The sequence below is a fragment of the Paractinoplanes globisporus DSM 43857 genome (assembly GCF_000379645.1).
GTDB classification, from domain to species: domain Bacteria; phylum Actinomycetota; class Actinomycetes; order Mycobacteriales; family Micromonosporaceae; genus Actinoplanes; species Actinoplanes globisporus.
Genome location: NZ_KB903338.1, coordinates 12810 through 31828, shown reverse-complemented (window position 1 = coordinate 31828; position 19019 = coordinate 12810). Strand labels below are relative to the sequence as shown.

10 protein-coding genes and 1 pseudogene are annotated in these 19019 nt (G+C 66.8%); 3 read left to right on the top strand and 8 right to left on the bottom strand.

Going from position 1 to position 19019, the window contains the following annotated elements; all coding sequences use genetic code 11:
* The 8 genes and pseudogenes from A3CQ_RS55965 to A3CQ_RS63355 form a co-directional block, all read right to left on the bottom strand.
* On the bottom strand, positions 1–2814 hold a 2814-nt coding region (locus tag A3CQ_RS55965; RefSeq protein WP_020516967.1), incomplete at its 3' end, for an NACHT domain-containing protein.
* 578 nt (positions 2815–3392) lie between these two features.
* Positions 3393–4797 (bottom strand): annotated as a pseudogene (locus tag A3CQ_RS55960) (IS1380 family transposase).
* A gap of 145 nt (positions 4798–4942) precedes the next feature.
* Positions 4943–6214, bottom strand: coding sequence for a flagellar biosynthesis protein FlhF (locus tag A3CQ_RS55955; protein ID WP_370657639.1), 1272 nt, complete (start codon positions 6212–6214; stop codon positions 4943–4945).
* Positions 6211–8853 carry an AfsR/SARP family transcriptional regulator gene (locus A3CQ_RS59825; protein WP_084699465.1) on the bottom strand — a complete coding sequence of 881 codons (2643 nt, stop codon included), beginning with the start codon at positions 8851–8853 and terminating at the stop codon, positions 6211–6213. Before A3CQ_RS59825 ends, A3CQ_RS55955 begins: the two co-directional genes overlap by 4 nt.
* A gap of 528 nt (positions 8854–9381) precedes the next feature.
* On the bottom strand, positions 9382–11145 hold the full coding sequence (locus tag A3CQ_RS60315; RefSeq protein WP_026206807.1) for an AfsR/SARP family transcriptional regulator: 1764 nt from the start codon (positions 11143–11145) through the stop codon (positions 9382–9384).
* A gap of 16 nt (positions 11146–11161) precedes the next feature.
* Positions 11162–13096 (bottom strand): Hsp70 family protein, encoded by a 1935-nt coding sequence (locus A3CQ_RS58230; RefSeq protein ID WP_051115515.1) that lies wholly within the window; start codon positions 13094–13096, stop codon positions 11162–11164.
* Between the two features lie 386 nt (positions 13097–13482).
* Positions 13483–13962, bottom strand: coding sequence for a hypothetical protein (locus tag A3CQ_RS0141955; protein ID WP_020516963.1), 480 nt, complete (start codon positions 13960–13962; stop codon positions 13483–13485).
* Positions 13959–15212 (bottom strand): helix-turn-helix domain-containing protein, encoded by a 1254-nt coding sequence (locus A3CQ_RS63355; protein ID WP_245577588.1) that lies wholly within the window; start codon positions 15210–15212, stop codon positions 13959–13961. Before A3CQ_RS63355 ends, A3CQ_RS0141955 begins: the two co-directional genes overlap by 4 nt.
* A gap of 324 nt (positions 15213–15536) precedes the next feature.
* Here A3CQ_RS63355 and A3CQ_RS58225 point away from each other — a divergent pair, with 324 nt between their 5' ends.
* From A3CQ_RS58225 to A3CQ_RS0141935, 3 genes are read left to right on the top strand one after another with little or no spacing between them, the layout of a single operon-like run.
* Positions 15537–16418: a GPP34 family phosphoprotein gene (locus A3CQ_RS58225; protein WP_020516961.1), complete on the top strand. Its 882-nt coding sequence runs from the start codon at positions 15537–15539 to the stop codon at positions 16416–16418.
* A gap of 59 nt (positions 16419–16477) precedes the next feature.
* On the top strand, positions 16478–17983 hold the full coding sequence (locus tag A3CQ_RS0141940) for an APC family permease (RefSeq protein WP_040433978.1): 1506 nt from the start codon (positions 16478–16480) through the stop codon (positions 17981–17983).
* A complete protein-coding gene (locus A3CQ_RS0141935) occupies positions 17983–18600 on the top strand; it encodes a GNAT family N-acetyltransferase (protein ID WP_020516959.1) in 618 nt (205 codons plus the stop codon). Before A3CQ_RS0141940 ends, A3CQ_RS0141935 begins: the two co-directional genes overlap by 1 nt.
* Positions 18601–19019: the final 419 nt, after the last annotated feature.

Genomic DNA, 19019 nt, shown 5'->3' with positions numbered 1-19019 from the left:
GCCGATGTCGGTGGTGGTGGTGGCCAGCTGGGTGAGGGCGGCGATCACCGGATCGGTCAACGCCCCTCCAGAGGCCAGCGCGGATCCCGCCTCCACCCGTACGGATGGGTCGATGTCGGTGGTGGAGGCCAGCCGGGTGAGGGCGGCGATCACCGGATCGGTCAACGCCCCTCCGGAGGCCAGCGCGGATCCCGCCTGCGCCCGTACGGATGGGTCGATGTCGATGGTGGAGGTCAGCCGGGTGAGGGCGGCGATCACCGGATCGGTCAACCCTCCTCCAGAGGCCAGCGCCGACACCGCCGCCACCCGAACGTACGGGTCGATGTCGGAGGTGGCCAGCTGAACGAGAGTGGTCAGGCTCGTGGCAGGCAGTTGCTCCGACTGGATGGTGGATTGGGTAGTGGTTCGGGAGCCAAGTTGGGCTGCGGTCTTAGCCAGCTGGGCCCATGGCAGAGCCGTGTCTGGTGTGACGTTGGAAGCTTGTCTGTCCAGGACGGTGCGGAATCGTTCGCCGGCTTTGGTGCCGTCCAGAGCGGCGAGTCGTTGTGAGAGTGCTTGGCGGTAACTGGTGTAACGGCACCTGCTGCTGTCGGGGCTGAGCCATTCGTCGATGGCCTGGTTGATTATGGTGTCGATAGTGGTCGTTTGCAGCGGGGTGTCGTCGGCGAGGACGCGGAGCATGAACAGGAAGTCGCGGCCCATTAGTTCCTCGTACTCACTGGGTTTCGTGGCAGGGTAGATCGCTTCGGCGACGACGTCGTCGATCTGGTCGGCGTAGTCAGTGCCGATTAGGCCGAGGGCGAGCAAAATAGGCTCTTCGTAGCGAGGGTCGTGCAACCGGGTCCGTAATGCGATGACCCGGTCGGTCGCGGTGCCACGGAACGCCAACGCCCGACCGGCGTAGAACTCCTCGAAAGTCAGATGCGCGAACCCGTACCGGCCGGGTGCCCGTTCCACTAGCAGACCGGTGTGAGTATCAGCTTTGTCGACGAACTCGAGCACGCCGCAGCCAGCGTCGGTTGTCAACGGATCAGCAGCAGCCAAAACGCCGGGATCCCACGCGTAGCCTTGGTGGACCGCCCACAAGGGGCCGAGGACCTGGAGGAGTTCTCGTTTGGTCGCCGCGCCTTCCGGCCGGTGCTGGTGCATCCACGCGCCGAGTTCAGTCAGCCAGCGGGTCAGGATCCGCTCGTCGGGCAGATCGGTCTCTGTCACCCCTTGTGCGCTGCGCCAAGTGCGGCCGAGCGCGTTGCATACTTCCACATAGGCCTCGATCCGCCGGTGGGGAAGCCGGCCGCTGGCTCGATGGACCAGAACCAATGCGGTCAAAAGCAGCGGGTTCACCGCTAGCCTCCGCACCCCCGCGTTCGTCCTAATAGCCTGGCCGATCGAGGCGGCGTCTCGAGCGCCAGCGGCCTGGACCGCGGCGTCGGTCTTGCCCGGGGTTTCGGCCTTCTCCACCTGCCGGCAGTAGACCTGCAGGAACCGGGTGATCGTCTCCTCGTCCATGTCTCGCATTCGCAGCGCTTGAAACGGCTCCGGCAGCGGCGCGGCCTGATAGCCGGCGATCCGGCTGGTCACAACGAACCGATTCCCCTGCCGCGCATAGGCGGTCACGAAGTTGACCACCGCCGCGACCACCCCACGACGTAGCTCCGCCGAAGCGATCTCGTCGAGCCCGTCGAGGAGCACAAGACACCGACCAGCCTCCAACTGCCTGGCCAGGAAATCCGCAAGCCCAGGGAGTCGACACTCTGACCTGCTAAGATGATCAGGGAGGAATTCGCCTATCCCGGCCCGTGGATACCCCTGGCGGGCGTACTCGCCGATCCGCAGATACACCGGAAGTCGTGCTGGCCGTCCGTTCACCGCCGTGCCCGCCAGCGACGCTCGGGCGTGGGACAAGGCCAGATAACGCAACAAGGTCGTCTTGCCGGTTCCCGGATCACCGAGCACCAGCACCTGAGCTCCATCACGGACCGCGTCCGAGACCAGCATGGTTCCTTGCATCGCAGGGTCATCGTCGGCGGGGAACTTTCGGCCGTACTGCGTCTGCAGCCGGTCGAGTTCCACCTCGAAATCAGCCTGGTCGAGCCGCCCCTTCTCCACCAGCTCGGCGAGCTTCTTCCGTTCCTGGTCAAACCACAACCGGGTCCGATCACCGGGATGCGAGTCGGGCTGCGCACGCAGCCCGACGAACACATCATCTAATGGAAGCTGCACCGTTGTATTACGCACGACGCCGGCAGTCCTCAGATACCGGTAGTGATCGATCACCCAACTCAGGTAACGGAACCGGTCGTCCTCCGATGCCGCGTTCAGTCCCAAGCTGCCCGACATCGCCGTCACCGCCTGGGCTGTCTGAGCAGCATCGGAACGCCCCAGCATCCCCTGTAGGGCGGACTCGCGACGAACCTCTGAGGCCAACGCGGTCAGCAACGCTGTGAACACTGGGCGCAACACGATGATGCGGTCCAGCCGCTCATCCGCCGACCGGATCGGCCCCAGCGAATCGACAGCACACTCAGCCAAACTCACCGCCGACGCTTCTACGCCAGGGATAAGGACCTTCGATAGCTCGGCGGCACCCTCATGCTCCCAGAACCCCAGGTTCAGGTCGAAATCCGCTAACCGGCGGCCATGCTCCTTCTGCACCATGGTGAACGCCCTGCCCAGCGCGTCCTGCAAAGCCTTCTGCTCCGGATCTCCCAGCACCCGAGCCTTCACGCTCCGGGCCGCAGCGCCACCCACCTCCTTGCCCACCTGGGAAATCATCGCCTTCGCCAGCGGGGCCAACACGGAAACCGGATCCACGAGCGAGAGTTTAGAACACGACGACCCAAAAAGATGACCTTGAATGGTTAGCGAAACATCTTCATGAATCGACTTGGGGCGACCACAATATCGTACCAATACCGGAGATAGGCGCTCGCCGTGTCACGCATATTCGATTCACTCGGACAAGTCGGAATCTTCCAGTTCACCTGAGGACGAAAGTGCTTTATTCGGTGCTGTGGATTTCTCAATCGCGCGCCGACATCGGCTACTTGCGCGTCGACTCATCGTTGGTCATGCCGGGCGGACGTCTACAGCGAGTGACCTAATGACCAGGTAGTGACTTCGTCATGTTCCAGCCATGGTCAACAAGTGTTGCTCATTCTCACGAACATCCACGCAGGACCAGCCAGCGAAGTGGTGCCGAAAGCGCGAACATCTGCTCCCGTTCTCTAGCCTCGATGATTCGCCGGTGCCGGCTGCTGGTTCGGCCGGGCCGCTTTGATCGATTGGTGTTGATGGGTGTCGCGGTCTGGGCATGGTGGTGGGCAGTCTGTCGCGGCGGTGGGTGTCCTCTCCTGATGTTTTCCGGTCGCAGGGTCGGGGCTGGCCGTGGGTCAGCCGGGTGCGGGGACCGCCGTGATCCGGGTGAACGCGGCGGACAGTTGTTTGGCCCATGGCCAGGTGGCAGGGATGCGTAGCCAGCGGCGGCGTTGCCCTCGGGTCAGCCGGGCGGCGGTGTGCAGCAGCCGGTAGTGCAGTCGTTTCGGTTCGGCGGTGGCCAGATCACCGTCGAGGGCGTGGAGTTGCAGCCAGGCGATCAGATCGCAGGCGACCGCGGCGGCAACGCACCAGGCCTGGTTGATCGCGAACTCGCGGGACGGGAGCCCGGCGCAGGCCGGTGTCTTTGGCGCAGCGGATCCGGTCCTCGACCCGGGCGTGGGCCCGGTGCCGGGCCTCGAGCCATTGCAGGGCACCGACCTGCGTGTTCGTGGTGAAGGCGGTGTAGCGCCAGCCGTCGCGGTGCTCGAACAGAGACAGCTGCGCGCCCGGTGGGGCCGTTCGCGGCGGACGATGACCCGCATCCGGTCCGGCCAGCCGGCCAGGGTGAGCAGCCCGGTCAGCTCGGCCACCTCGGCTTTCTCACGCACGCCCCCGTCGGCGGCCAGCGACAGGCGTCCACGCCGACGCGGGCAGCGCGGTGATAGCGGCGCGTTCGGCCTCGCCGATCGACCAGCCGATCGAGTACTCGACGGTGCGGCGGCGGGTGTTCTGGCCGGTCAGCCAGTCCAGCACGACGTGCGTCCCGGCCGCGCTGTCGCCACGGATCAGCAGATGCAAGGCGATGCGCGGCGGGGATCTGCGCGATCGCGTCGGCCAGCACGCTCAGGTGGTCGGCGGCGGTGTTGGCCCCGGCATTGCCGGGCCGGAGCTTGACGGCGAGCAGTTCGTTGGTGTTGTCGCAGGTCACCAGGATCGGGTGGAAGCCGTAAGTGTGCTTGTAGGTCGCGGCGGCATTCTCTTTGTTGGAGTGGGCCATCAGGATGGTGGAGTCCACGTCCAGCACCACCACGCCCACGCCGATGTCCCGGCCAGGCGGCCCGGGCTGCCGGTGGGCCGCCAAACAGCTGCCACAGCCGGGCCCGGACCTTCGCCCGGGCCACCGCGATCTGCCGCAGCTGAGTCGCGCCGATCTCGTCCAGGGCCCGCCACACGGTGGTGTCCGAGGCGACCGCACCGAAACACTGCGCCCTGATGGCGCAGCACGTCGATGTCGCACAGCGCTTTGCCGCCGTCGGCGATCATCAAAGCCAGATCGGCCAGGACCCGGCCCCGGTCATGAACCAGGAAGGCACTGGTCCGCGCGAGCGCGGCCGACAGGGCACCGGTCAGGCCAGGCCAGGTCCGGTCCGGTCCGGTCCGGTCCGCGAGCATCCGCAGCAACGCCGTACCGACGTGCGACACCACACCTGTTCCGTCCGCGGTGACCCGCAGATCCTTCGACCACGCCGTAGACTGCACGCCGGAAGTGCCTCCTTGGTAGAGATCCTTGTAGATGTCGCAATCACAAGTTTTCCCTTGCCAGAGAGGCACTTTCGTCTATTTACACGCCGGCCCGAGCCGCCAGTTGATGATCATCGTGAATCACCCAGGCTAGCGAACGAAATCACGTCATCGGTGCTCCGCGACGAAATTCGGCCAGTATGTCGGAGACACGGCTGTTGCGAATGGTGTGGCCGTTGCTACGCATTTGCCGAGCGAGTGCGTCGCGGCTGATCGTGCGTCCTTGGCGCAGCAATTGGTCGCAGGCGATGCGGGCGGCGGGTAGAAGTGCCACCAGGTCGGCGGCGGGATCGGGCCAGCTGTCGGGCCTTTCGCTCACGTCCACACCGCCAGACTCTCGATCCTGGCCGCAACGCGCGGCCTGAATCGGCCTCGAAGTGGGTTGGTGATCCTCTCTCTGCCGTGGTGCATCTCCGGCACGCCCGTTCGCTGCCGTTGGATGCGTGCTGGCTGGCTCTGGTGGATGGCTGGCTTCGGCCGGGAAGGCCGAGGGCGCGGTGATCGCTGGCGCCAGCCGGTCGGCCCACGAGTCGTAGTCGACGCGGGCGGCTAGTTCTGCGGCGAGCCGGTCCAGGTCCAAGGTCTTCACGGCGACGGCGGCCATGTAAAGGTTGGGCTGGTCGGCCTGAATGACCTCTGCCACCGCGGCGGCTACTGCCGGACGGCGTTTCTCATCGCGTGTCAGCAGCTCAGCCGCGCGCAGGGATTCGAACAGGCCCAAGGGCCGCCACATGCCAGTTTCCGGGTCGGTTCGGCCTTCGCGGGCGAGTTCGGCGGCGCGGGCCGTCCGCAGTGGGTGGCGTACGCGTCGCCAGAGTCCGTAGTCGGGAGCTGTTGAGGCGAGCTTGGCGGCGGCTCTTAGGGCATCTCGGCGGCGTGCGGCGGTGTGCAGCATCCACAGTAGGTAGGCCGAGCCGGAGAGCGTGCCGAAGACGCTGGACCAGTAGAGGTCCGGCCAGTGGCCGATGATCTGGATACCGGCGGCGACGATGGCGACGGCTGCGGAGAAGCTGCGGAGGCCGTAGGCGCGTTCGCCGAGGCGCAGGCGTTCGTCGGCCATGGCCGCGAGTGCCATCGCCAACAGTTCCAGACAGAACGCGAAGGGCAGCACGGCGACTACTCGCGCCCAGATAGGCACGTCCGGTGGCCAGTCAAGATGTCGCAGCGCAACCCGGGTCTGGCCGATCACGGCGCCAGTGGCGGCTAAGGCGTAGAACGAGTACGCGAATCGGGTTGGCGACCATCGTTCACGTGGTGTCTCGTCCGGCGCTGGCTCTCCCGTGGTCTCCATGGCGTTGCCGCGTGGTGTGAGGGCTGTTGCCGGGCGCTCAGTGGCGGGGCCGGCGGCCGTGGCCTCCTTCCCGGCGGCTGTCATCGGTGACCTCCGGCGAAGGTGTAGGTGTGGAGTTGGCGGTCGGCGACGCGGCGGGTTGCGTCTGACGGTTCGGTGTCCAGGTCGGCCAGGTGTTGTTCGAGACGACGCAGCGTGTTGCGGACTGCCTCGGGCCGGTGCGCCCGGCCGTGGATTCGCATGATGCGCTGGTGTAGCTCTTCGTTGACTGGGTCAAGGTGGATGGCGTGCTCCAGAGCAGCGATCGCCTCGTCGGGGTGGTCGGTCTCGATGATTTCGGCGATCCGCGCGTATACGGCGAGTATCTGGTGCCGGTAGCTGTTGGCGTAATCGATGATCCACGCCCGGTCTTGACCTTCGGCGAAATCACCGCCGTATAGGTCGGCGGCTTCGCGCAATGCGGCGAGGGCGCGGGCGTCGCCCGTCGCGGTGTTCGCCCGCTCGATGGCGGTGAGCAGCTGCCACAGGTCGACCGTCACTAGGGCGGGGTCGAGCTGGTAGCGGCCGGTCGCGCAGTCGTAGACGATGAACATCGCATCGGCGTTACCGGTGCTCGTGCGCAGGACCCGGCGGGCGGTGGTGATGTCAGTGCGGACCCGTTTGACGGCGACAGCTGGGGCCGTGTCGGGGTGCAGGTCGGCGGCGAGTTGGTCCAGGGTGCGCCCGGCGGAGTGCACGGCCAGCGAGGCGAGCACCGTGTAGGAGCCGCTGCGCATCCCGGTGGTCACCGGTCCCGCGTCGGTGGTGATCCGGACCGGCCCGAGGACCTGCAGACGGATCGGGGCGATGATCTGTGCAGCCTGGGCGGGCACCGCCTGGGTGGCCGTACTAGTGGATACCGGGTCGGCAACGTCGCCCGGGTTGGCGGTGTCAATGTCGTGCCCGGCCTCCGGGCGGGGCATCCCCTCGGCCAGCAGAACGAGCACGGCGGCGAGGTCGCCTGCGGTCATGGTGGACAGCCGGCGCAGGCCCAGCGCCGCTTCGTTGGTGGTGGTTCCGTCGACGGCGATGTCGAGGGTGGTAAGGCCGTCCAGCGGACCGAGTACCACCGGGTACATGTCCAAGGCGGCGCGGTACGCGCCGATGGCGAGTATCCGGGCGGCTTCCTCGAGGTCTGCCTCGACAAGCAGGGCGTAAGGAGCCTGCCCTTCGGCATGGTCGGTTCTAGCGTTCAGGGCAGCGATCGTCTCGGCGTCGAGGGTGTCCAGCAAGCGGCGCCGCCGGACCACCTCCTGCTCGGCGTGGGCAACCGCCGCTGCGGCGTCGCCGAGCACGATGAGGCGTTCCCCGTCATAGCTGATGCCGTCTGGGTCCAGCCCAACCAGCGGGGCGTCCTTGGGTAGCAACTGCGCCAGGATCCCCGTGGTGGTCACCACCACCGGCCGCCGCATCTCGGCCCCGCCACCGGTGGTGCCGGTGGCGAGCACAGCCGCCAGCAGGGCACGGGCGGCGGCTCTTCCGCCGTCGCCGTGCAGCGCGAGGCCAGGGCCGGGAAGGTCGAACAGGCTCATGTCTTGTCCGGCTGAGTCTGTCCCGATCGGGGCTGCGAGGGCCGGCCGAAGCGGACCGGTGGCCTCGTAGTGGGCGAGTGGCTCGGGCAAGGGTGCTGGGTGCGGTGCGAGGCTGGGGCGCATCGGTCCGGTGAGTCGGGCGTGGCGGCGGCGTTGTAGGCGTACCAGCGCGGCAACGGCGGTGATCAGGCAGGCGAGGCCGAGGCTGGCCCATCCCTGCACCGGCTCGGGAATACCGGATTCGTCACCGCTCTGGCCGTCGCCGGCGTGAGCACGTGCGCCGACTGATGAAGTGTCGGCGGGTGTGGAGGTGCCGTCCGGCGAACTACTCGGGATGCTGGGTGCGGGTTCCGATGCGTGGTCGCTCCGGCCTGGCGTCGCGGTGGTGGCTGTCGGTTTGTTCGCGGTCGGGCCGGATTCGGGGGCGGGTGCCGGTCTGGAGTCGGTGGGTGACACGGGGGTCTTGCCTTGTGTCGTGTTTATCCGGGCGGGCAGAGCCAGGTCCCAGCCGATGTGAAGCTGGTCCGGGTCAGTCAGTGCGTACCCGTTGGCCTGTTCGTGGCCGTGGTTGAGCCGGAAGATTTCGTGCCACCGGCGCGGGTCGCCAAGCGTGCGCTGGGCGATGTCCCAGAGGGTGTCGCCCTCGATGACGTGATGCACTCCGCCGGGGGCATGACGCGCCCAGGCGGGAATGCCCGGATCCATTACGGCGGTGGGTGCGGCCTGTTGGCCGAGCTCAATGGTCTTTGTGTGGATGATCTGATGCGTAGAGGACTGGTGGCCGTGGTGGCCGAAGGGTGCGGCGGGGTCGTGGCCGGTGTGCGCGGTCGACGCCGCTACGGCCGGTGCCGAGGTGTGGCCAACGCTGCTGACGGCGGCGACGCCGAGCAGGGCGGCATGCAGGCTCCGGACCGGACCGGGAAGCCGTAGGCGGAGGCGATGCGGTCGCCACGCCTGGCGCACGCCGGCCAGCACACACGCGACGGTGCCAATGCCGAACATGGCCCACAGGAGCCAGCCGAAGCTGAGAAACGTCCACCCGGCCACGGCGGGGTCCAGCGGATCCTGCAACCAGAGGGAGGCGGTGCTGGCATCCAGTGGCCTCAATCGACTGCCGCATGCCAGCAACGCGATCGCAGTGCCGGCGAGCATGGCCACCAAAGTTGCGGCATTAGCGAGTGAGCGAAGTGTCCTCACCGTTTACCTTCCCCTTGTACGCGGAGGTCTGGAAACGAACGCCTGGGGTAGCGACAATGCCGTGGGCGTCGTGCCGTCGGATTCGTTGAGGCTAGGACGACTCGCTTCCGGGAGGCAGGGATCGAGCTCTCACAAACACTCACAGTTGCTTACAGGGCCTAACACCGCAGCTCAAGGTGCTGGACGTGAGACCAGCGGCGACCGGACAGACGCGGTGCTTCGCCGCCGGTAACCTGCTTCTACGTGGATAAGTAGCGGACCCTTTTGCAGGCGGACGCAGCCGACAGTCGATCTCGGTTCCTGCGAAGAGTCGATGGAATTGATGGGACGGCTTCAGTCAGTGCCCAGCCGTCGCGATCCATCACGATTGGCGACCTCGTATCCGTCTGTCGCGTTTCCCATGAGCTCGTGGATGTGCGTGAGCTGTCGCGCGATGTCCTCGTTGTAATCGTCGATCGCCAAGGCCCGGTGCAGAATCGCTGCTTACGCGGACGGGGCCGCGTTCTCGGTAAGACCGGCGAAGGCGTCGAGCAACCGGTGACGCAGGTGTTCGCGATACTGGTCAAGCCAGGGCCAGACTTTCCCGGCGGCGAGTTCACCGGTGTAGAGGTCGCTCAGTGTGGCAGCCTGCGATTCGGGATCCGCGTCGGCAGGAGTTCCGTCGTGATGCGTTTCCACGGCATCGAGGGCCCGTTCGAGCTGCCACAGATCCACGCGGATGGCCTCCGGGTCAAGGCGGTAGCGATCATCGTCGCGGAGCAGGACCGGTGCCCCGGCTTGCTCCGAAAGGAGTTTCCGTAGTTCGCTAATCGTGGTGTAGACCCGTTTTCCGGTTGCTGAGAATGGCTCTCCTGGCCAGAGAGCGGCACCCAGGGCGCCGGCGCCGACGCCGTCGTGGTCGATGGCGAGCAGGACGAGGATTTGCAGTGCGGCGGTACGCCGCACAACCACTGGTCCTTCCGGCGAGATGAGGGCCGGCCTGCCCAAGACTTTCAGGTCGAGCTTCGGCGCGGCGGACGTGTCGCGCTGTCGATATCGGTTCGACACGGTCCGCAGGTCCGGACTTGCGAGGGCGAGCGCTGGCTCGTTTGGTGCACGGTGGGCGGTGAGGGTCCACAGGTCTGCTGCGGCCTGCTCGGTGAGCACGCACCACCGTTGGGTCGCCTGCCCGGTGATGGTGCCGTCTGCGCGAACGCTGCTCGTAATTCCCCGTGGCCACGCGCCGAGCAGAATGGCGGCCGCATGGCAGCTTCGCAGGGCGGCGTCCAGTCGGTCGATGTCGTCTGCTGCGTTCGGCGCCATTGCCAGCAGCAAGCGGTGCGCTCCGCCGTCATCTGGAGCCGAGGTGTGCAGCTGCGTCAGGGCGGCGTCGAGGTCTGCCGCAATGATCATGGTGGGGGGCCGGACCGTCGATGCAGCGGCTCCGAGCAGGTGTCGTAGAAGGTCAGCGGTGATCACGATGTAATCAGGCGTTCGAGAGAACAAGCTCGTGACGAGGGCGCCTCGGGCCGCAGCGGTGGCGCCCGGTCCGACGAGCCCGACCGCCGTAGCCGGAAGAGCGCTGATCAACGTTGGCTCTGCCCACCCACCGGTCGCCGGAGGCGGCGGGTCGTCCTCGCTGACGAGCTCGGCGGCCTGGTGCTGGATGGCGGCCACCGTCTCGGGAAGCTGGTCTCGGCCGTGGGTAGCCCCCGGCCCTGGGCGGTGTTCGCGGCGGCGGCGAAGCCAATACAGGGTTGCTGCGAGAAGGACAGCGTTGACCGTCGCGGCCGGCAGCCAACTACCGTCCGCGAGCTGTATCCCGTCCTTCCGACTTTCGGCGGGCAGGTCCCCGTGACTATCCGGCTGGCCTCCGAGCGCCGTCAGCTGGGCCACGGGCTGCGGGGGTTGTTCACCAACAACGCCGAGGCCGAGGCCGGGGGCGGCGAGGACCGCGGCCCCCGCCATGGAGGTCGCGGTGGCCTGCGCGGGGGTTGGCAGATGTACTCGCTTCAACTGCGCCCACATCTGCCGCCCCTGCCGGGCGGTCGCGACGAGCGCGGCGACCGCCGACAGCAGCCAAACGGCGAACACGCCGAGAGCGAGCAGAATCGCGATGCCAACCCCGGCCGTCGGATCGGCAACCCACGCGTCCACGCTGGAGCGACTCGGCAACGACCAGGCGGTGTGCTGCCACCACCACAGCGCCGCGCCCGGCGGCCCGATCACGACCGCGCAAGAGATCAGGACGTAACCGCCGGTCCGCATCGCTGAGAGCATCGATTCAGCCGCCCGGGCTGGCAACGGCCGCGACCGGGGCAGCAGCGACGGTGCGCGTATCGAGGATCGGGCTGCGCAGCAGCAACCAAACCCGAACGCCCCACCACAAGGCCACGGCGACCGCACAGATTCCGGCGAGGATGCCGGTTCCCGGCCAGGACACGATCGCCGCCATCACCACGGCCAGCGGCAACGCCAGGACCGCACGCAGTACCCACCGGGACACCACCGCGCACGCGATACCGACTCCGATCAGCAGCCCACCCAGGCGACCGCTCGCCCCGGCGTCTGGATGTCTCATCGAATGCTGCACCAGCAACGTCCCGGCTGACACCAAGATCACTGAGGAGACCGGGAACGCGAGAAACGCGTCCCAGCCACCCACCGGCACTCGGCGGAGCCGCACCGAGACCCACGCGATCGCCGTCACCGCCGCGATCACCGGGACCAACGGCAACAGCGACCAGCGCAGAAACGGCGTGACCTCCGTATCCAGATACAACGAGCCGAGTACGGCGTACAAGCCCGCGATCGCCGCACCTAGAGCGGCTGCGGCGAGGATGCCCGTGGCGGCCTGAGCCGCTGGCGGCAACGGTGCCGACCGCGCGGCAACACGGTCCAGGCCACTGGTCACCACCGTGAGGAGAGACCCAGCGGCAAGACAGCACAACAAAGCCATCACGCCCGCGGTCGCCAGCTCCCCCCAGTTCACAATCACCCACGAGTACGCCGGACGGTAGGTCCGCGAACCCCCGCCACCCCAGTCCGCCGTCACCAGGAAATGCGCCACCAACGCCAATGACGCCAGACCCGGTACGGCCATCGCGGCGATCCGCCTGGCAAGCGGCACAGGAACCACTACGGGCGGTGCTTCATGAGGCCCTGACGAAGCGGGGAACAGGCCATCTCCAGCCCGGAGCGCACCGAACACCGCGACCAGGCCCGGCTCGCTCACCGGAATCGGATCAATGCCCAACCGAGACCGGATCGCGTCCACCAGTACGGACAGCCGCGAGCCGTCACCAATGCAACACACGGCCGTCAGCTGCTCGGGCTTCAGCTCCGCCGCCTCGACTCCGTCCGCGCACAGTTGTGCGGCGCGCCGGACCACCGGCTCGGCGGCCTCGCTCAGCATTGCTGCGTTCACGACCAGCGCCGGACGCGACGCGGGCATCGGCACGGTCAGCGCCGTGGCGCGGGCAAGCCCTTCCTTCGCCACCCGGGCGTTCCCGCGCAGCTCCAGCAGGTGCGCCTCGCTTAGCTCGTCGTGCCCGGCAGCGGCATCGACAGCGGCCATGGCCGCGGCGAGCGCCGCATCGATCTGGTCGCCACCGGCGTCAGCATCCGCCAAAGTGGACAAGACCTCGAACCCTGCCGGGCCGCGTCGCAGTACTGACGCCTCAAACCCTGCTCCGGCATCACACACCAGCACGAACGAACCAACCGGCCACTGCACCCCATGCGCTTGTATTTGCTCGGCCGCCGCCACTGGCGTCTGCACCAGTGTCGGCTGCCCCAACCCTGCCCGATATGCGGCCTGCCGCATCCAGGTGCAACGCTTCGGACCCCACCAGGCCGGCACCACCAGCCGCACGTCCTCGACCCTGGCCCCGCTAACCCGGGCGGCCTCTTCAGCAACAATCCGCAGCGTGGCCGTCACCGCCGCATGAACCTCAACCTCGGCGTCGTCCACCACCACACGGCCCAGGCCAGCGCGCAAAGGGCGATCCAGCAGCCGGCCAGGATTGCCGAACGCCATCCGCTCGGCTGCCACACCAGCGACGAGACGCTCAGCAGACTCCACGAACACGGCCGACGGCAGAACCGCACCACCGTCGAACGTCAACGTCCACCAACGTCCGTCCGGCCACGCCATCACGGCAACCGTCGACGCCGCCCCGTAGCAGATCCCAAGCCTCGGCTCGAACTCCGAACGCATAGGAACCAGTCAATCACGCGAGATCAACCATCCGTAGTCAATTTGCTACAGGATGATCTATCGCGATCGTCCAAGCAGTTGCGTCTCTAGCCGGGCTTTTATCCATCGTTCAAGGAGCGCTGGGCCTCCAGGACTCTGAGCAGTCGAGGGACGCGCGCGGAGTCGATTGATCGCCGGGGCGGACCTCCTAACCCTGGGCGCGTGCCCTCAGACCTCACCCCACGCGCCATTGACAGGGCAGCCGCGTTAGGCACCGGGGAACTTCGGCTCAGCGACGGTGACCCGCTGCTGAACTCGCATCTGATCGAGGTTGTTGAGCCGGCAGCGCCACGGGCCTTCGAGCCCTGCACTGGCGGAATGCATCTACGTGCCGCCAGGTTTTCAGGTCAATCACGGACCGCGCCGTCAGGCCATATCACGGTCACCATGACGCCGATCGCTTCGGCATGGGCGACGACATCGGCCGTGCCGCCGAACCCTCGCGCCGGCAGGCCGTCCCACACTGCAAACAGGAGATCCGCATGCTGCAGCATCTGGACACTTGCCTCCATGTGCGACTCGGAGGTCGAATCAACGTGATCTAGGTTGTGTACTTTGACGGCATATGACATCAACTCGTCGTATTCGTCGAGAGCTTGGGAGGGTAGCGATTCGCGGTAGTGCGAGGCGGGGACGAAGATCTCCAACTTCCCGCCGAGGTCAACTACGGCGCGTGCGAAGATCTGGTCAGCTCCATCTGCAAGACATGACAGGCCCACGAGCTCACTGGGGTCGAACCGGGAGAGTTCGTCGCGAATCGCGTGATCAACAAGGTTCTCCACGGCGGTCGAGAGATCTCGATGCCCGCTGATGGCGATTCGCGTCATAGATCGTCTCTATACACGCTGTGTAGGCGATCATCCAACTCGGCGGCGGCTCTACCAACCTGCCCGAGGCTGGCCCTGAAATCGGCAACGGCCCGTACGACACGCTCTGAGCCGTAGGCGATGCCTGCATCGAACGCGGACACCGCGACAGCGCAGGCGCGCTCAACCTGCTTGCGAGGTGGCGCGGCCAGTACATAGGCGCGTTCGACGTCGCTGACTGCCTGCTGCTTGTCAGAACGGTTTGTTGTTGCCGCTACTTTGTGCAGGGCTGCGGCCTCGTCCCAGCGCCCGAGCTTGGCTTCGGCCGTAGCGCGGAAGGCCGCGAGCTTCGGTGCGTCAAACCGGAACAGCCAGGGCCAGACCGGCTCGTCATTGCTTGCCTTTCCGAGGCGTTCCCGGGCGTCGTCAAATACATCGAGAGCACGCCGGTCTTTGTAATGGGCTAGGGCTACAGCTTCGATTGAGTCAAGCCATATTCGGGCGATCGCGGGTGCCGATCGAGGAAGATTCTGCCGCGCTTCGGCAACAAGCCGCAGTCCCTCTGTCGGGTGGCCGGAGCTGATTGCGAAGTGGCCATACGATGCCTGCATGTACGCGGGCAGCAGGGGATGCCCGGTCTTCTGGGCCTCCCTAACCGCGAGCCGGTAGTGGCGCCGTGCGTTGGCTTGGTCATCGAGGTCCACGTACAGCCAGGCCGTGAGGCCGGCTGCTTCGCTCGTCATAAGTGCGAGTTTGCGCCCGCCCCGACCTTCGGTGCGTGCTTGACGCTGGCGGAGGAGCGAGAGGTGGGAAGCTGCCGACCCGATTAGCAGGCGGGACGACATGCGGTGTTCGAGGCGGCGGTACGTCGCAGAGAGCACCATGAGCAGCTGTTCGGCTTCGCCATGGTCCAGCGGCACGTCTCCGTCTGCCGTGCCGATCATGGCCAATCCGGAGATGCCCAGCGCTCCTCCGAGTACTTGACGGCGGTTCGTTTCTAACTCCTGGTCTCGATCTAGTAATCCAGCCAACGATCTCGGTATGCCCAGTCCGTCGCAGATCATGCGGACGGTTCGCAGTCCGGGCTCCGCCACGCGACCGTTCAGCAGGCGGGATATGTGGGGTTGTGACAAGCCGGTGGCCACGGCGATCGTCGCACCTGAAGCATTGGTCTCCTGGATCACGACGCGTAGAGCTGTTGACCAATCACCGACCGCGAGGGCGCGACGAAAGTCTGGGCGCTCAAGGACCTCCGCTGGTGTTTCGATCATGTTTCAACCTTTTCACCGTGCCCAGTGTGCGTCGTCGGCGGGTTCACCCTATGCAGCCCGGTATACAGCCCATCGTCTATGCGGAGCGGTGTAGGCGCAACAAACCACTTTCGGCACGCTGCACATGTCGCGACTCGCAAGATCTTGCTCGGGTGCCGAGGCGGCACCCGCCCATGAGCCACCCCCGAAAAGCGACCAATCGGCCGACGGTGCCAGCGCCGCTAGCCAAACTGGAATCTCGCACTAATCACGCTATAGCTATATAAGAACAGCCACACCCGAACTACTGAACATAGACGATCAACACCTAGAGAGGGCCTTGTCATGCAGCCGTGGAGGTTCGCCGACCTATTGTGGCTCGCGGCGCATGACAGCGGAGACGGTCGGTCAATTGTTGGTGAACGGCCGCTGGGCGTTGGCCTTGGCGCAGCGTTGTTTGCTGAGCTGATCGACGACGGGTTCCTCACTCTTCGGGACGGCGAGTTGGTCCGTACGACCCGGGAGTCGCCGTCCGATCATGTGGCGTTGGAGCCGCTGCTGGCCAAGATGGCCGAGGAGGAAAAGGAGCAGGCCGAGGGAGAACTCGGGCTGGAGAAACAGAATTCGCAAGCTTCGGTCCGGACGACGGTGCGGGTGCACGCGGTTGCGCGCGTAGCCACGTGGGATACCAGCGGCCAGAGCTTGCCGTTGCCGGGCGCCGTTGGCAGAGACTTGCCGAATCCGGCAGGCGCCAGCCGAGATTGGCCCCCGCTGCCTGCCCACGTGTACGCGCCGGCAATGACGGAGGCGGGTCAGCATCGGCAGTTGCCTGGTCACCCCCTGGGCAAGTGGATGTCGTACCTGAAGTACGGCCGCGCTGAGGATTTGGTGACGGCCCGGCTCGCGCGAGGCGGCCTGGCGCGGCGGGAAGAACGCCGCGGTCTGTTCGGCACGAAGGTGTGGTACGTGCCGTGGGACTCGAACATATCGGGCTCCCCGGCGATCTCGATCATCACGGCCCTGCGCCGCCGGGAAGTGCTGTCTGAGTCTCAGCTCGTTCTTGCCGGGCTTTTCCTAGCCACGGGCATTTCCCAGCACGCGTTGGCCACCCTTTCCGCAGACGAGCAGTCGTGGCTGGAGCGCCAGCTGACGGTGGCTTTGGCGGAGCCGGTTAGGCAGCTGCTGCGGGCCGTGGAGATCAGCCTCGGCAACGCGGCCATGCGTTAGCACGTCAGTGCGCACCACCTCACCCCCTTTCACCCCACCTCTGTAGGAGGAAGTCCCCGGTGCCCACAACATTCAGCCGAGTTGCCGAGCCGAGCGTGTCGGAAGCGCTCGCCAAGGATCAGCTCGGCGCCTTCTCGATCAGTGCTGCGATCGCTTCGTCGGTGGCGCCGATGACCGTCTGCGCGCTGGTCTTCAGCGCCGCGCTCGCGACGACCGGTCTGGTCAGTCTCCCGATTGCGATCATCGTGGTCGCCGGGATCCTGATGTTGTTCGTGGTCGGTTATCTGGCAATGGCGCGGCACATCCCCAACGCGGGCGCGTTCTACGCCTACGTCGCGCACGGTCTCGGCCGACCGTTCGGTGTCGGCTCCGCCTGGACGGCGTTGCTCACGTACAACCTTTTCCAGCTGTGCTGCTACGGCGGGTTCGGCGCGTTCGCCGCTCCCGTGGTCAAGCAGTGGCTTGGCGTGGACCTGCCCTGGTACGTACTGGCATTCGCCGTCTGGATCATCGTCGCGGTCCTCGGCGCCAACGAGGTCAGGATGTCGGAGAAGGTCTTGGTCGCTCTGGTTGTCGCCGAGACCGTCCTGGTCCTGGCCTACACGACCGCGATCATGCTCACCCCCGGCTTCACCTTCGACGTCGCAGCGCTATCGATCAGCAACTTGACCGGGCAGGCCGCAGCCGCCGGGACACTGATCGTGATCGGCATGACCTCCTTCGCGGGGATCGAGCAGTCGGCGGTCTACATCGAGGAGTCGAAGAATCCCAAGCGGACCATTCCGGTCGCCACATACGCGACCATCATCACCGTCGGCGTGCTGTATTGGTTCTCATCCTGGGTGCAGGTCTCCGCCGGTGGGCCGAGGATCATCGAACGGGCTGGTGCCGAGGGCGCAGACCTGTTCTTCAACCTCGCAGCCGCTCAGCTGGGCCGCGCGGCCCTGGACGGCGGACACATGCTGCTAGGCACCAGCCTGATCGCCGCCCTGCTCGCGTTCCACAACGCGGTCGCCCGATACACGTTCGCGCTCGGCCGCGAAGGCGTGCTGCCGCGGGTGTTCGGCTGGACTACCCGCAAGGGCGCACCACGCAACGCGTCGCTGGCGCAGACGGCCCTCGCCTTCGGCGTGCTCACCCTGTACGCGATCGCCGGCTGGGACCCGCTGGTCCAGCTGTTCTATTGGGGATCCACCTCGGGTGGCCTCGGCGTTCTGCTGCTGATCACCGCGACCAGCATCGCCGTCATCTGCTACTTCCAGCGCGGCTCGCGCGGCGAATCGCTGTGGCACCGGCTCATCGCCCCGGTCCTGGCCACCGCGATCCTGCTGTTCGTCTCCTACCTGGCGATCGACAACCTCGGCACATTGTTCGGCGTCGACCCGGGCACCGGCCCCGCCCGGATTGTGCCTGTCGCTTTCCTGATGGTCTTCGCCGGCGGCGTGCTCTGGGGCGTGATCCTGCGCCTCATCCGGCGCGACGTCTACCGGGGCATCGGCCGCGGCACACACAGCGCCGCCGCCACCTCCGGCCTGTCCAGCATCCTCGCGGAAAGGACCGCCTGATGACCATCCATACCTTGCTGCCGAGGCTGCGCATCGCCGGCGAACCCGACATCGACCTCGTCGCCGACGTTGTCGCCGACGCGTTCGACCACCTCGAGGTCATTAACTGGCTGGTGCCCGACCCGGACCGGCGCTGGCAGGTGTCCCGAGCCTGGTACCGGCTATATATCGAGCACGCGATCCGCGGCGCCGGTCAGGTTGTGCTGACCGAGGACCACGCGGCGTGCGCGGTGTGGTTCGACCGCACCGGCCCGGTCACCGAACCCGCGAACTACGGGCAGCGGCTGGCCGCGCTCGCCGGGGCCCACCTGGGCCGGTTCGAGCACCTCGATACCCAAATGGACACCCACCACCCGAGCGCGCCGCACTGGCACCTGCTGTTCCTCGCTGTCCGGCCGGGCCAGCAGGGCCGGGGCATGGGCAGCCACCTGATGAGCCACACCCACAAGCAGCTCGACGTCCAGGGCCTCCCCGCTTACCTGGAAGCCACCAACGACGACAACGCGCGGCTCTACCGCCGACACCGCTACTCCAACATGGTCCCCTTCGACCTCTCAGTCGCGGACGGCATCTCCCTATACCGCATGTGGCGCGCCCCGCAACCCGTCACCGCGTAACCCGAGGACGACCGGCCGGTCAGCGATCCCTCAGACGCAGCCGGCCGGTGACGAGGTGGTGTGCCGTAACCCGCGCCCCCGATGCAGGACACGGCACACCACCTCACCCCCTATCTATTGACCGCGACAAAGAAAGTGTGCAAGCCCATGACGCCTTCCACGCCGACCACTCCCGCTGGAACATCCGATGGCCGTCGTCCGGTCGCCGTAGGCTCTCGCCGGGCGGCCACCGCCACGGCAAGCACGGGTGCTGGCGGGCATAGGGCGGTACCGCTCAGCCGTCCCGCCCGCCGGGCGGGACATCACGAGGCGTGGCGCTGGATCGAACACCCGGCACCCGATCCCGTCTCCGCCGAGCGTCCCGAGCGGCACCAGCCAGCGGCGGCCGTTCTGCCGCAAGGCCGGGCGCACAGGTCATG

Coding starts and splice junctions, on each gene's coding strand:
- A3CQ_RS59825 (WP_084699465.1), bottom strand. CDS start 8,853: ATGCTCGCCGGCACTGCGATCGCGTTGCTGGCATGCGGCAGTCGATTG.
- A3CQ_RS0141935 (WP_020516959.1), top strand. CDS start 17,983: ATGACCATCCATACCTTGCTGCCGAGGCTGCGCATCGCCGGCGAACCC.
- A3CQ_RS63355 (WP_245577588.1), bottom strand. CDS start 15,212: ATGATCGAAACACCAGCGGAGGTCCTTGAGCGCCCAGACTTTCGTCGC.
- A3CQ_RS60315 (WP_026206807.1), bottom strand. CDS start 11,145: ATGCGGACCGGCGGTTACGTCCTGATCTCTTGCGCGGTCGTGATCGGG.
- A3CQ_RS58225 (WP_020516961.1), top strand. CDS start 15,537: ATGCAGCCGTGGAGGTTCGCCGACCTATTGTGGCTCGCGGCGCATGAC.
- A3CQ_RS55955 (WP_370657639.1), bottom strand. CDS start 6,214: ATGACAGCCGCCGGGAAGGAGGCCACGGCCGCCGGCCCCGCCACTGAG.
- A3CQ_RS58230 (WP_051115515.1), bottom strand. CDS start 13,096: ATGCGTTCGGAGTTCGAGCCGAGGCTTGGGATCTGCTACGGGGCGGCG.
- A3CQ_RS0141955 (WP_020516963.1), bottom strand. CDS start 13,962: ATGACGCGAATCGCCATCAGCGGGCATCGAGATCTCTCGACCGCCGTG.